The following is a 13,760-nucleotide window of genomic DNA, read 5'->3' as shown; positions in this document are numbered from 1 at the left end:
CACTCGCTTTACTGACTCATGACACAAGTGTAAACTCTATACTTGGTATAGAGTCAAGCGCATCAGGTAAAGAAAAATGAAAATTGGACAGTTAGCAGATAAAACAGGCCTAAGTATCCAAACTATTCGCTTTTATGAACGAAAGAAGCTGTTATCAGCACCACAGCGCACGCAATCGAATTATCGACTTTACTCGGACGAAGCGCTAAAGCAGTTGCTGTTTATTAAGCAATGCCGTGCGCTAGATATGACTATTGAAGAGATTAATCTAGTTCTTGAAACGCGCGCGAACCCAGACTATAGTTGCGAGAGTGTCAATGCGACAATTGATAAGCATATTGAAGATATCGAAAGTCGCATCATTGAGTTGAATGCATTACAAAAGACACTCCTCTCATTTCGTTCAGCTTGTGAGGATGATAAAAAAGTAAAAGACTGCGGCGTCTTACAGCAGTTGGATAATATCGTTACTTCTCGAGCGTCAACCAATTAAATAGTAATAAGAGTTTAGGTTTTTACTAAGTATATAAGCGACAGAGCCTGCTGCCGCTTATACTGTCTATTTATTTGCGCCGCCACAAATAGTAAACAGCAGGCAGCACAATAAGCGTAAGTATTAAGGCGCTGACCATTCCCCCCACCATTGGCGCAGCAATACGGCTCATCACTTCTGATCCCGTACCCGTGCCATACATAACTGGAAGCAAACCAAATATTATGGAAGTAGACGTCATCATCACGGGCCTGATCCGCATTTGAGAGCCTTCAATCACCGCATTTTTTAAATCATCTTGGTTATAATTGTCGCCTAACTCTTTCACTTTATTGTCTATGTATGCCAGCATAATTATTCCAATTTCCACTGCCACGCCTGCAAGGGCGATAAAGCCTACCCCCACTGCAACTGAAAAATTAAAGTTCTCTAGGTATAACAACCAAATACCGCCAATTAAGGCAAAGGGAAGCGTGCCAATAATCATGGCCACCTGTGGAAAGCTACGAAAGTTGGCATATAACAATATGATGATAATCGCGAGTGTAAGTGGCACAACATAGGTCAATTTCGCTTCCGCTCGTTGCATGTATTCATATTGACCACTCCATGTAATCGAGTAGCCTGCCGGCAATGACACTTGTTCACGCACCACGTCAATTGCCTTATTGACGTAGTTGCCAATATCAACATCTTCGATATCGACATAAACCCAGCCATTGGGTCTCGCATTTTCACTTTTAATACCTGGCGGCCCATCAATAATATCAATATTTGCAACTTCACCGAGTTCGATATGTGCACCAGATGGGGTGACAAAAGGTAATTTTCTTAACTGTTCCGGTGAGTCGCGATAAGACTGTGGAAACCGCACTTGGACGGGGTAACGCTCTAAACCTTCGACGCTGGTCGTTAAGTTCATGCCACCTACAGCGCTAGCTATAAATGATTGCACGTCAGCAATGTTTAAGCCAAATCGAGCAGCTTTAAGGCGGTTAATATCAATATTGATATACCTGCCGCCAGCCACACGCTCTGCGTAGACAGATACGGTGCCTTCTACCTCCGATAATACCTGCTCAATGTCTTGCCCTATTTGTTGAATCACTGCCAAATCAGGTCCGCCAATTTTGATCCCCACAGGCGTTTTAATACCGGTTGCCAGCATATCAATGCGGGTTTTAATGGGCATCACCCACGCATTGGTGAGTCCTGGGAAATCCACTAAGTTGTTTAGCTCATCTATTAGGCCTTTAGTATCTACGCCTGCTCGCCACTGTGATTGAGGTTTTAGTTGAATAAAGGTCTCTATCATCGTTAAAGGCGCTGGGTCGGTTGCGGTATCCGCCCTGCCCACTTTCCCAAAAACGGTTTCAACTTCGGGCAGCGTTTTAATCAATTTATTAGTTTGCTGCAAAATATCGCGCGCCTCACCAATCGACACCCCAGAATAAGTCGTTGGCATATACATCAAATCGCCCTCATCCAATGGCGGAATGAATTCACTTCCAATCTTGTTAAGCGGCCATAAACCCACCATCAAAACAACAATCGACAGTAAAATGGTTGTTTTAGGAAAAGCTAAAACTGTCTTAAGTACAGGTTGATAAGCACTCATCAAAGCGCGATTTATTGGGTTTTTGCGTTCAGGTAAAATATTCCCTCTCACAAAGTATCCCATTAACACCGGTACTAAGGTAATAGCCAAAACCGCAGCTGCGGCCATTGCGTAAGTTTTGGTATAGGCAAGGGGCGAAAACATACGACCTTCTTGCGCTTCTAAGGTAAAAACAGGCACGAAACTTACTGTGATGATGAGTAAACTGAAAAATAGCGCAGGTCCGACTTCAGATGCAGATTTGGCAACTATCTCCCAACGATTTTCGTTGGTTAGAGGCGTTTTCTCGATGTGTTTGTGCATGTTTTCAATCAAGACAATCGCGCCGTCTATCATTGCCCCTATGGCAATTGCAATACCGCCTAAAGACATAATATTCGCGTTGATACCCTGAATATGCATGATAATAAACGCACTTAGAATACCAATAGGCAGACTAATAATAGCAACAAGCGATGAGCGAACATGAAACAAAAATATCACGCATATCAATGCCACAACACCAAACTCTGCAAGCAGCTTTTTGCTTAAGTTATTCACCGACCGCTCAATTAAGGCTGAGCGATCATACACGGTAGTGACTTCAACACCGTCAGGTAAACTGGCTTTAAGCGTGTCTAATTTGGCTTTTACGCCATTTATGGTGGCTTGAGCATTTTCACCAAAGCGCATGACTACGATGCCACCGACCGTTTCACCTTGCCCATTGAGATCAGCCAATCCGCGCCGCATTTGCGGCCCAATTTCAACCTGGGCAATATCTTTGATTAACAAAGGGGTGCCTGTTTTAGTTGCTCCCGTTCCAACGGGAATATTTTCTATATCTTGTTGACTGGCAATATAGCCTGTTGTTCTTATCATATATTCAGCTTCGGCCATGTCGACAACAGATGCGCCAGTTTCTTGATTTCCTCGTTGAATGGCCATTTGTATATGTGATAAGGGAATGTTGTAGGCCTGAAGTTTCCGTGGGTCGACCATGACTTGATATTGTTTGACCATCCCGCCAATACTGGCCACTTCGGACACGCCCTGAACCGTTTGCAGCTCGTACTTTAAAAACCAGTCTTGTAAGCTTCTAAGCTCGCTTATATCGTATTGTCCTGTTGGATCTGTTAATGCATACATATATACCCAGCCAACGCCAGTGGCATCGGGCCCCAGTTGTGGCTTGGCCGATTCTGGTAGATTAGGAATAACTTGTGATAAGTATTCCAGTACGCGACTACGAGCCCAGTACAAATCGGTGCTATCATCAAAAATAATATACACATAAGAATCGCCGAAAAAAGAGAACCCTCGTACCGTTTTAGCACCCGGCACAGATAACATCGCCGTTGTTAATGGATAGGTCACTTGGTCTTCAACAACTTGTGGGGCTTGCCCTGGATACGATGTTTTTACAATCACCTGCACATCCGATAAGTCGGGTATAGCGTCTATAGGCGTATTTTTGATGGAATATAAACCTGCACCCACTAATATTAGCGTAGCGAGTAAAACGAAAAAGCGGTTATGGATGGACCAATGTATAATGGCTGAAATCATTGAGAGTCACCTTGAACATTGACTTTGCCCATGTCGTCCATGAAATGAACAGTCCTTACTTCATACATTCCCGTATCAGACTTTATTATTTCGACATGTACTTCCTGCCCTATTGTAAAATCAGCCATATCAATCGTCTTGCTCACCATAAAGTTCATGGTCATGCCCATCATGTTAAATTCTTCAAGCGGCCCGTGTATCAGGTTGACCATGCCTTGCTCCATCATCACTTCGTTGACCGTGGCATGTGTCCATGAACTTATGTCGCTGTCTTTTTCCTGCTGAGCAGTATCATCATTATTTGGAGCTTCAAATCGCATGAAGTCAGAACTAATGCTGCTTTCTGAATTTAATAAAAACTGCGCCGACGTTACGACTTCATCCCCGTCATGAACGCCGTTTAACACTTCAAAGACATCATCAAAAGCGCGCCCTAATGCGACATTAACTGATTTATATTTTCCATCGCCTAAAGCGAGCACGATGCGGTCAGAATCACCTGTTCGAATTACGGCCTGCTTCGGGACAGTAACTAAATTGTCGAGATTATTACCATCATTTGAAAAGGCGTCTATTGCAACATTAACGTACATACCTGGTTTTAATGATAAATCAGCGTTATCTAGCGTAAACCTTGCTTTGACGGTGCGCGTATTCGTGTCAATATCGGGATAGATGTAGTCAACCGTGGCGCTAATGCGCTGTTGAGGTAAATACTCATTACTTATAAGCGCTGTCTGGCCAACCGCTACATGACTTGCATCACTTGCCAACACATCAGCCAATACCCATAAGTCTTTAAGACTAGCGATAGCCAGCATAGTCGTGCTGGGCTTCACATAAAAACCCTCTTGAATGTTCAGTTGACTAACATAGCCACTTTGAGGCGCATAGTAGGTGATCGTACGCATGATTTTTCGCGTTTTGCGGATGGCATTAATAAGGCTTTGTGGCGCATTTAACGATATTAGTCTTGATTGCGCAGCGTTAACAAGTGCCTCGTTATCTTGCCCCAACGCAATTAACAACTCTTCTTGCGCATTAACGAGTTCGGGAGCATACAATGAATATAGCGCCTCACCTTGCTCAATAAAGTCGCCTACGCTGCGCACACTCAAGGTTTCTACCCATCCCTCAACACGAGGATGGATATGCACGATATTATCTTGGGCAAGCACAAGTTCTCCATAGGTATCGATAGTCAATTGCGGTCGCGCCTTTGCTACTACTTCCGTCTTTACCCCTAGGTTTTGCACCGTCACAGGATCAATCTGCACCGTGCCCTTTGAAACTTGTGTATCTTCATTTGCATAAACAGGCACTAAGTCCATCCCCATTGGTGATTTGCCTGGCTTGTCGCGTTTGAAATTAGGATCCATCGGGGCAACCCAGTAGAGCGGATCTTTACCGCCTACTTCTGTATTTTCTTCCATTGAATGATTACTATGATTATTTGATGTAACCGTGTAAAAAGCGCCCACGCCTATTATTAAACCAATAGATATACCCGAAACGAGTGTTTTTAGTGTCGATTTAGTCATGGATATTGTCCTTTTTTTCAGTCTGTAGCAATGCCTTGGCAGATGAATATGTGTTTGAACGAATGGGAGAAAAGTAATCAATATTTGAAAGCGCTTTACGCTTTGACACGTCGATGTTCAACAGCATTATTTGCGCATCAAGCTCGGCTATTTTTGCTCTCACCACCTCAGCAAAATCTCCAATATCATTTGTGTAAGCATTGAGTGCAGCCGCTGATTGATGTTTCATCTGCGGCACAATGGTGTCTCGATAGATGGCAAAACGTTCAGATAGCCCGGTGTACTGTTGATACGCACTGCTTAAACCTGACATCAATTCACGCATAATTAGCAATTTCTCGGTGCGTATAGCCTCAGTCATTAATTTTGCACCTGCTAGATTGGCGTCTTGTCTCTTTTTTGAGAATAGTGGTACGCTAACGCTCGCGCCAATGGATATGAAGTTTGCCCTACTTTGCCCATTGGGAGCATCGGCTCTAAGCGCATAGCTTGCATTCACAGCGTATTGAGGCTTATAAGCTTGCTCGGCTAACTCAATATCAACATTTGATGCCCGAACACGCTGCTCGGTAGCATCGATGAGGGGATGAGTATCAATAAATTCGTACAAGCCTTGTTCGTCATGCCTATCTAATATCATCAGCTTTTCGATGGTACTTGCATCTACCTTATCTAGGTGTGGTGGCATTTTAGATTGATAGATATAAGTGCTGTATTTGACATTGTTACTCGTCGACAATAAAAATTTCGATAGCGTAGATAATGCCACACGCTTTTTTGTATCCAACGAAATCAGTCGGTCATTTAACCTCACTAACTCAAGTTCAGCTCTAATAATATCTTGTTGATTAGCTTTACCCGCTGATGACGCATAACTTGCACTGACGATATCGCCTAACTTATCGAATAAAGGACGAGCCTCATTGACTAGTTGATAGCTAGCCGATGCTTCAAATGCGTCTAACCATAAGTGAGTCGTCTGTTGTGTTAGTTTTAACCGACGCTCTTCTCGAAGGTAGGGCTGCTCATTAGCGATTAACGTAAACTTTTTCTCTTGAAGCGATAGTGAATCACCGCGAGGAAACATTTGCGATGCACCCACTTTTATTTGCGTCATTGGCTCTTGGTTAATGGCAAAGCCATTGGTCGGAAAATTTAATAGGCCCAAACTAAAAGTAGGATCAGGCATTGCGTCTGCACCTTCACTGAGCACATTGAGCCTCGACTGCGTTAATTCACTCTTTGTTAGCCACTCATCATTGCTAAGTGCTATTTCAATCGTATCTTGAAGCGTTAACGTTTGCTGTGGTTGGTTTGAGGGTGATTGCGCTAATAGACAGGATGACTGTACAAAGACTAAACCAGCGATAAAGGCTTTAGCTGTTTTGAATGCCTGTGCATTGCAAGGTTTAAAAGTAAGGTGCTGAGACCAGCTCTGTCTGTTTTTTTGAAATAATGTCAACATAAAACTTTCTCGTAGAATAAATGAGTGTAACAACGATAGTGAACATGTAGGCGCACTTTACAAAAGGCGCAAACCTATTCGACACGTTAAATAAGCCGTCGTTTTTAACGACGTTACGAGATATAGTTAATTGGGGGGCGCTTGGGTTGGTGTAAAAACGGACCTAATGGGGTCGTCATAAAAAGGATGGATGGCTGCAATTGACTGTTTATTTCTACAGTCAAGCTACTGTTGCTTACAAACGCACTCGCTGAAATAAGCGAGCTACACTGGCACTCTCCTTCACAACAAGACATAGTAGCAGTCATGTCACAACAGTCCATTTGGCTTGGCATGTTATCTTGTGATGGCGAATGATGCTTGCTCGACATGGTTTTTGCCATATCTGTCGTCATTTCATGTGAGCTTTGATAAGTATTAGAAGACATTTCCATACCACAGTCTTGCATGGGCGGTGCAAAAACAAATGCATTGCCAAGCTGTGATGCTAGCAAGACAACGATTATTATTAAGCTTTTCACTACACAATGTCTTTTCATGGTCTTATTATAAACCAAATTTTACAGTTGGGTAAGTTCGTTTGGGTAGTAGGCGCAGCGCGTCAGTGAATATGTCCATCGCAAGAAGATGCATCCTACATTATCATCCATATCGCCGCACCAACCATAACTGCATTTTCAGAAAATGAAACAAAGCCTAATGGCACATTTGATCCGCCTCCTACACACGCACATTTTAAGTCGCGTTTATCGATATACACGGCTTTAAACACTGAAATACCGCCCACGCCACCAATAAACAGCATTAACGGAACCGAGATGTATGGAAACAAACCGCTAACCATTAAAAGCCCAGCGGTGACCTCTGCGAACGGATACACAAAGGCGTACGGCACATAACGGCGTGCTAATATGTCATACCCTAAAAAGCCATTCACGAACCCGTCGATATTTTGTAACTTGAGTAAACCAAGCATAATCATCGACAGACCGATAAAGAGCATGATGGTATCTGCAACTTGAAAAGCAGAGGATGATTGAAACGATAAACCGGTCGCCAATAATGCGGCAATGGAAAATAAAGCAGCTACGGGGAAATATGAGGTATTGTCTTCTTTTTTGGATTTACCAAAGAAACGCTTCAAATCTTCAAAGCCGCCTATTCTTTTTTCATCAATAATAACTTGCGGTGTTGTTTCAACATTCAGCTTATCTTTAATCTTTTCTATCTCTTCACGACTATTTAGAACCCTATCGTCAACATGATAGTTTTGCCGCTTAAGTAAATCCTTAGCTCTCAAACCAAAGGGGCAAGTGTGCTCTGCGGTTTCCATTCTATACAATGTCGCTGTTTTACTCATAAATAACCTTTGCCTTAATTTACGATAACACGCATGATAAACTACGTAGTTAGGTACGGAGTCAAGAGGTATAACAAAATGAAAATTAGTGAACTTGCTAACAAAGCGAATGTGAGCGTCGAAACAATACGTTATTACCAACGCGAGCAACTGTTAGACATACCTTCGAATCAAACTGGTATTCGTCAATATACCCTATCACACTTAGAAAAAATGCAATTTATAAAAAATGCAAAGTTAGCAGGTTTTTCTATTGCTGAAATCAAGCAACTCATACAGTTCGATTCTGTGAAAGACAGAACAACGATCTTGGCGCTTTCGGAGCACAAGAAGAAAGATTTACAAATAAAAATACAAGAATTGAAAAGCGCAATGACATTTTTGCAATCGTTGGTCAAGCAATGCAAATCGAGTGAACAACCCGAATGCCCAATTTTAGAAGGCTTGAAGGGAGACTGCTAAGAAGTCAATGTTTATCTTCTACTATAAAAAATATTCAATGTTCTCGCATAAGGTCAAGCGACGTATTGCCTCATTGTTATTTAACGTTTAATCGCGAAATGATAACTGTATATTTTTACAACATCTAGTGAGGTAGCATTAACGTAAGCAACTTAAGTTCAAAGGACCAACGGTAAGGGCAACATATTAATTTATGCTAATTACATGCAATTGAACTTTTATAAGATGATTAAATCAGTATGACATGATTTGGATGATACAATCTAAACTATTGGTGGCATGCAAAGTGAAAATAAAACAAATAGACTCGTGGCTAGAGATAACATGCTAAATCCGAGTAGCGGTTATTCCTTTATGAAAGGTAACTCGCAATCACCGCAAATAACATTTAGTGACGCTTTGCCATAAATTTTAGTGCTACACCTAGGGCACACATACTTTGATCGTGTTTGGCGTTTTGCTACTTCTGGGATTAAAAAATCCGGCATTGACGAAAAGCCCTCGCGCTGAGATGCATATGATGCAAACTGCGCTTCATCCCGCAGCGAAATGACATCTGCGTTTATGATATCACTTGCATGCGCGCAGTGTTCGACTTGCGAATTTGGTTTGAATGCTGGATTATCAACAATTATCGGCTCGTGAAGTTTAGGTAAGGCTAAGCGGTCAACCCAGCGTAAATTGAATGTTTTGTCATCTAGAAGCTCGTTAGCCGCTTGCATAAACGCGCCCTGCTTCATAATAAAGTCGCTCATATTGCGTCCTACAATCGCCCCACCCGGCTCCCCGGTATCTGAGGGCATCAAGCCTATATCCATCATCTTCTGCGCCCACTCTTTATTATGGTAATGACCTTCGCTGGGCAGACCAAAATGAAATTGCCATGCATGCACCATCTCATGAACCAAGGTCTGAAAAACCTCTATTATTCTCGACGAAGCAAAATAGGAAGGATTAATACTTAACTCACTGCAGAGCTCACCTTGCGCATTCCCCCACCGTTTTGCCGCGAAGAACCCCATCACGTTCTTCTTACGCTGGACTGTAAAAATGACAGGCGGCAATTCGTTATTAAATAATGCGCGATTAAAGTGGTCAAATGCCTTTATCAGAGGCGCATAGAGTTCGTTAGTGGGCGACATTTTTGCTGATGCACATCCGTGAATTAATGACATATTAGTCGTTGTACACTACACGAAAATGACTAGCTTAGTAAGACGATACAGTTATATATATTGCGGTTTTAATTACCATTTCTTTAAATTACAACAGTGTACACTGCACGTTTTTAGGGATAACGTAATTAACAGGTTGATTTTAATAACTAAAAGGAATGATAAAATGGCGAAAATGAAAGTACTTTCTTCAGCGAGAAAGCGAGCATTTGATAGCGTACCAAAACTAACTAAAGAAGCAACTATTGGCTATTTCACTTTAGATGTCGACACTAAAAAGATATTGAACAAAATGCAATCTGACGTTGCCAAGGTGGGTTACTTAGTGTCAAAGGCCTACTTTCAAGCAAAGGGACGGTTTTTTGAAACAAGTCGCTATATTGACGCCGATATAAAAAGGGCAACAAAGGCACTATCACTTAAAAGCACTATTGATTTATCGACGTATTCGCCAGAAGTTGCCTCTCGGCAAAAGAAACAAATACTTGCGCAATACAACTGGCAAGCGATGACATCTAACACGAATGCACTATTAGCAGCGCATGCAGACAGCTTAGTATCCATCCGCATGAACAAAGAAGATATGTTGTTTGCACTTGTCTCGTATTGTTGGATGCGCCGCGTCGAGATCCCATCATATAATCAGTTTGTTGACATTATCTCGACTGCTTTTCATTCTTATGAAACACGGATGCTTGATTTGATTGAAAAGTCATTATCACTCAAAAAGAAAAAGTCGCTGTTGCAGTTTTTTTCTGCGCAATCGCATCTATATAGCATCAGAGAGCTAAAAAGAATCGATCAAGGCCTTGGCCAGAGGATCCTCAATCAAAATGCGGCAATACTACAGGTGTTTGGCGTGCACTTTTTTGAACTATCACCTGTTTACAAAAAAATGGGGCTCACAGACGAAGCGATTAAACATTTTTCAGATGCGATCTACTTAGGGAACAACGATGAAATCCGGCGATTGAAAAATGACAACAAACAGTCGCTTTACTATTTGTCTTTTATTTATGATCAGTTTTATAAGCGCCATGACTTTGCTGCAGATGCTATTTTGAAAGTAGTTAAACAATTTACAAACAAAGCAAAAGGTAATGAGCGGACCAAACGCGACGAGCAACGAGTCAGTACACTTGAGGCTAACAAAACAGTACTAAATAGTGCAAAAGATGCCAAGAGAGTGTTAGAGCTAGTATATTCCATCACCCAAGATGCGGATTTGTCTTTTGAAGAACGAAACGAGCGTGCACACCAATTAATAAGTGCTTTTTTTAATGCCGAAAACCCTGATTTTGAAAAGCATATTGAACGTGTTGGGAACAGTATTACTAAACTAGCTACACATGCTGATTATTATCGCTCGCTGTTTGAAAACAGCATCAAACTCCAGCGCACACTAGGTCCGCTTATTAAGTCTATGAGCTTTGACACGCAAAGTAAGGATCAAGGATTGTTGGAAGCCATAACCTTCTACTTATCCCAGCCAAAAAGTATTGATGAAGACTCACCTACTGCGTTCTTAAATAAAATCGAACTGGCTCACCTGAATGAAGAAGACGATATCAATCCAATAAACAAATATCGGGCGTTCCTATTCATGAGCGTGGCGAAGGGACTAAAGAACAAGTCATTAACGTTAACTTATTCCTATCGTTACAGACAAACGCCAAGTTATATGATTGGTATCGAAGAGTGGCGTCATCATCGAAAAAGGCTGTTGGAAGCAGCATCGCTTGAAAAGTTTGCAGACGGAAAAGCGGTACTTGCCGACATTGGTCAGGGCGTAACGAGAAAATTTGAGGACGTCATTAAGCGGATTAACAACAATGAAAACTCACATTTTTCGACAAAAGAAGATGGTACTTGGCGGATTAAATATCCAGACCCCGAATTTTCGATCGCGAAATACATACCCACGCTGTTGGGCGCTTCCCGCTCAATTACGCTTCAAGATGTCATGTTCGAAATAAACCGGCATACTGATTTTTCAGGCTGTTTTCGTAATCGTCTTCCACGTGCTGGTAAATCTGAAGTAGACGTGCGCTTACTGTTCGCCACAATATTAAGTTTAGGGACAAACTTGGGTCATACAGAGCTCGCTAGGGCAAGTAAGCTATTTTCAGAAAAAGCGTTAAAAGATACTGAAAATTCGTGGATATCTACTCAAAACTTTCAACGAGCAAATGACCTTTTAGTCAAAACGATCCAATCTCTCTCTTTACCCACCATTTATAATGAAAATGATGGCAGATTACATTCAAGTAGCGATGGTAAGAAAGTCGTGGTTAATGTTAACTCTCTGCTTGCAAATTATTCATACAAATATTACGGCAAAGAACAAGGGATAAGCGTTAATAGTTTTCTTGACGAAAAGCAGTCATTTTTTCATGTCAATGTTTTAACGTCATCAGATCGCGAGGCGCCTTATGTCCTGGAAGGGTTAGTTTCATCAAAACATGCATTGATGCAATACGATATAGAGGAGCACTTTCATAGCACCGACACGCATGGTTATACTGAGGCTGTGTTTGCGGGTTTGCATTTCATGGACGTGTCTTTTGCACCACGCATTAAAAATGTTCATCATCAGACTCTTTATGCTTATGAGTCTAAAACAACCAGCAAATACTCTGATTCGCCATTAGCGCCGAAGACGCAAATCAATAAGAAACTTATATTGGAAAATTGGGATGATATATTGAGGCTTATGGCATCTATGAAGTTGAAGCGCTGCAGTGCTTCACAAATGTTAAAAATGTTATCTAGTAGTGAGCGAGACAACACTCTGTATAAAGCCTTTAAAGAATTCGGGCGCTTGCTAAAGACCCACTTCATTTTAAACTATGTAGACGATAAAGCGCTTAGGCAAAATATTCAGAAGCAGCTTAACAGAGTCGAGTTAGGTCAAAAACTTGCTGACAAAGTACTGTTTGGAAGAAATGGTAAGTTACAAGTCGGTCTGCAGGACGAGATTCAATTGGTCATGGCCAGTAATACCTTGTTACGCAATATGATTATTCTATGGAACTACTTATTTTTGTCTGACTATTGTTTGTCTCTTGATTCACATGATGAACGTGCGAATGTCATTGAATCAATATCGACTGGCTCGGTTATCGCTTGGGCGCACATTAACTTTATGGGTATATATGAATTTAACCCAGTTGTGCGAAGCCAATTTGGGTCTACATTAAAGCAGATGAGAGACGTATCAATTTAATTTCTGTTATATAAGCCATTTTAATCAATGGCTTATACTATAATATCGTAAATTAGTGACCTATACGGTAGTTCAGCCATGAATCTGTAAATCAATGCTTTGAGTGCTTGGTGAAACACTCTTTATTTTTCGTAAGCACGACCATGCTATGTTTTTATGTTTCTGCCTGATTTGTACATCATAGTTTTGTACTTTAAAGCGTCATATTTTTAACCTTGGTTAATCGTGTGTTTGGTGGAAAATATGTTTGCTATTTCGCTTGCTAGATCACTTTTTCACTATTCGAATCAATCTTAAGACACGCGCAAACAATGCATTTTTTCTGAATTTCTTTTATTTACAAAAAGTTTAGAACTTTGTGAGGAAAATTACGTAAAAACACCTATAATTTTAACTGAATGTTAAATTATAGGTTACGCATAACCCGTTTTCGCTCATAAATTATGCATTCGAGACCAATAATTGATCAAAACAATAATTTTACATTTACATTACAAATAATGTTCATTAGATTAGCGGCTACATAAAATCAGTAGCTGTTAATTCGTATAAAATATATACCAAAGTATGGTTTCCGGTGAGTGATATATAAACAATTGTTGTATTCTTGCAATTGTCCTTAAGCAAATTTGGAGGAAGTGATGACCGGACGTGAATTTATAAAATTTATAGGTAAACGCGGTATTCCCTTGAGTTGTATTGCGACTAGACTTAATTGTAAATTGGCGACCTTGCGCGCACTAGAAAAAGTCGAGGCGGTCCCAAAGCACTACGTGACGATGTTTGTATCTGCATTTCAAGATAGCTTGAGCGAACAAGACCTTAGAGTGTTAACGCAGTAGTCATTTGTGAGTAAATTGCGCTTTTACCTT

At 41.2% G+C, this 13,760-nt stretch carries 10 protein-coding genes; 4 read left to right on the top strand and 6 right to left on the bottom strand.

The window, feature by feature from the left end; genetic code table 11:
• The first annotated feature begins 76 nt into the window (after positions 1–76).
• Complete coding sequence (cadR, locus tag QQK00_RS04950; RefSeq protein ID WP_284216368.1) at positions 77–493, top strand: Cd(II)/Pb(II)-responsive transcriptional regulator; 417 nt, start codon at positions 77–79, stop codon at positions 491–493.
• Between the two features lie 70 nt (positions 494–563).
• Here the strand turns inward: cadR and QQK00_RS04945 are convergent, their stop codons facing one another.
• The 5 genes from QQK00_RS04945 to QQK00_RS04925 all read right to left on the bottom strand — a co-directional run bounded on the left by QQK00_RS04945 (position 564) and on the right by QQK00_RS04925 (position 8,025).
• Positions 564–3,659 (bottom strand): efflux RND transporter permease subunit, encoded by a 3,096-nt coding sequence (locus tag QQK00_RS04945; RefSeq protein WP_284216367.1) that lies wholly within the window; start codon positions 3,657–3,659, stop codon positions 564–566.
• On the bottom strand, positions 3,656–5,200 hold the full coding sequence (locus QQK00_RS04940) for an efflux RND transporter periplasmic adaptor subunit (protein ID WP_284216366.1): 1,545 nt from the start codon (positions 5,198–5,200) through the stop codon (positions 3,656–3,658). Before QQK00_RS04940 ends, QQK00_RS04945 begins: the two co-directional genes overlap by 4 nt.
• Positions 5,193–6,665: a TolC family protein gene (locus tag QQK00_RS04935; RefSeq protein ID WP_284216365.1), complete on the bottom strand. Its 1,473-nt coding sequence runs from the start codon at positions 6,663–6,665 to the stop codon at positions 5,193–5,195. The genes QQK00_RS04940 and QQK00_RS04935 overlap by 8 nt, the downstream gene beginning before the upstream one ends.
• A 113-nt stretch (positions 6,666–6,778) precedes the next feature.
• Entirely contained in the window at positions 6,779–7,186 is a 408-nt protein-coding gene (locus QQK00_RS04930; protein ID WP_284216364.1) for a hypothetical protein, read from the bottom strand.
• 113 nt (positions 7,187–7,299) lie between these two features.
• Complete coding sequence (locus tag QQK00_RS04925) at positions 7,300–8,025, bottom strand: glutaredoxin (RefSeq protein ID WP_284216363.1); 726 nt, start codon at positions 8,023–8,025, stop codon at positions 7,300–7,302.
• A gap of 78 nt (positions 8,026–8,103) precedes the next feature.
• Here QQK00_RS04925 and QQK00_RS04920 point away from each other — a divergent pair, with 78 nt between their 5' ends.
• Positions 8,104–8,487 carry a MerR family transcriptional regulator gene (locus tag QQK00_RS04920; protein WP_284216362.1) on the top strand — a complete coding sequence of 128 codons (384 nt, stop codon included), beginning with the start codon at positions 8,104–8,106 and terminating at the stop codon, positions 8,485–8,487.
• 344 nt (positions 8,488–8,831) lie between these two features.
• Here QQK00_RS04920 and QQK00_RS04915 read toward each other — a convergent pair whose 3' ends face one another.
• Complete coding sequence (locus QQK00_RS04915; RefSeq protein WP_284216361.1) at positions 8,832–9,662, bottom strand: SprT-like domain-containing protein; 831 nt, start codon at positions 9,660–9,662, stop codon at positions 8,832–8,834.
• A gap of 166 nt (positions 9,663–9,828) precedes the next feature.
• Here QQK00_RS04915 and QQK00_RS04910 point away from each other — a divergent pair, with 166 nt between their 5' ends.
• Positions 9,829–12,888 carry a Tn3 family transposase gene (locus QQK00_RS04910; RefSeq protein WP_284216360.1) on the top strand — a complete coding sequence of 1,020 codons (3,060 nt, stop codon included), beginning with the start codon at positions 9,829–9,831 and terminating at the stop codon, positions 12,886–12,888.
• Between the two features lie 641 nt (positions 12,889–13,529).
• Positions 13,530–13,730 carry a hypothetical protein gene (locus tag QQK00_RS04905; protein ID WP_284216359.1) on the top strand — a complete coding sequence of 67 codons (201 nt, stop codon included), beginning with the start codon at positions 13,530–13,532 and terminating at the stop codon, positions 13,728–13,730.
• Positions 13,731–13,760 lie beyond the last annotated feature (30 nt).

The organism is Agaribacter marinus (genome assembly GCF_030160655.1).
In the GTDB taxonomy this organism is placed as follows: Bacteria; Pseudomonadota; Gammaproteobacteria; order Enterobacterales; family Alteromonadaceae; genus Glaciecola; species Glaciecola marina.
The sequence above is the reverse complement of the archived record's forward strand: the minus strand, read 5'-3'. Positions and strand labels throughout refer to the sequence as shown.

What these genes read in the sequence shown, in the direction of transcription:
- cadR (WP_284216368.1), top strand. Translation starts at nt 77, where the DNA reads ATGAAAATTGGACAGTTAGCAGATAAAACAGGCCTAAGTATCCAAACT.
- QQK00_RS04945 (WP_284216367.1), bottom strand. Translation starts at nt 3,659, where the DNA reads ATGATTTCAGCCATTATACATTGGTCCATCCATAACCGCTTTTTCGTT.
- QQK00_RS04940 (WP_284216366.1), bottom strand. Translation starts at nt 5,200, where the DNA reads ATGACTAAATCGACACTAAAAACACTCGTTTCGGGTATATCTATTGGT.
- QQK00_RS04935 (WP_284216365.1), bottom strand. Translation starts at nt 6,665, where the DNA reads ATGTTGACATTATTTCAAAAAAACAGACAGAGCTGGTCTCAGCACCTT.
- QQK00_RS04925 (WP_284216363.1), bottom strand. Translation starts at nt 8,025, where the DNA reads ATGAGTAAAACAGCGACATTGTATAGAATGGAAACCGCAGAGCACACT.
- QQK00_RS04920 (WP_284216362.1), top strand. Translation starts at nt 8,104, where the DNA reads ATGAAAATTAGTGAACTTGCTAACAAAGCGAATGTGAGCGTCGAAACA.
- QQK00_RS04915 (WP_284216361.1), bottom strand. Translation starts at nt 9,662, where the DNA reads ATGTCATTAATTCACGGATGTGCATCAGCAAAAATGTCGCCCACTAAC.
- QQK00_RS04910 (WP_284216360.1), top strand. Translation starts at nt 9,829, where the DNA reads ATGGCGAAAATGAAAGTACTTTCTTCAGCGAGAAAGCGAGCATTTGAT.
- QQK00_RS04905 (WP_284216359.1), top strand. Translation starts at nt 13,530, where the DNA reads ATGACCGGACGTGAATTTATAAAATTTATAGGTAAACGCGGTATTCCC.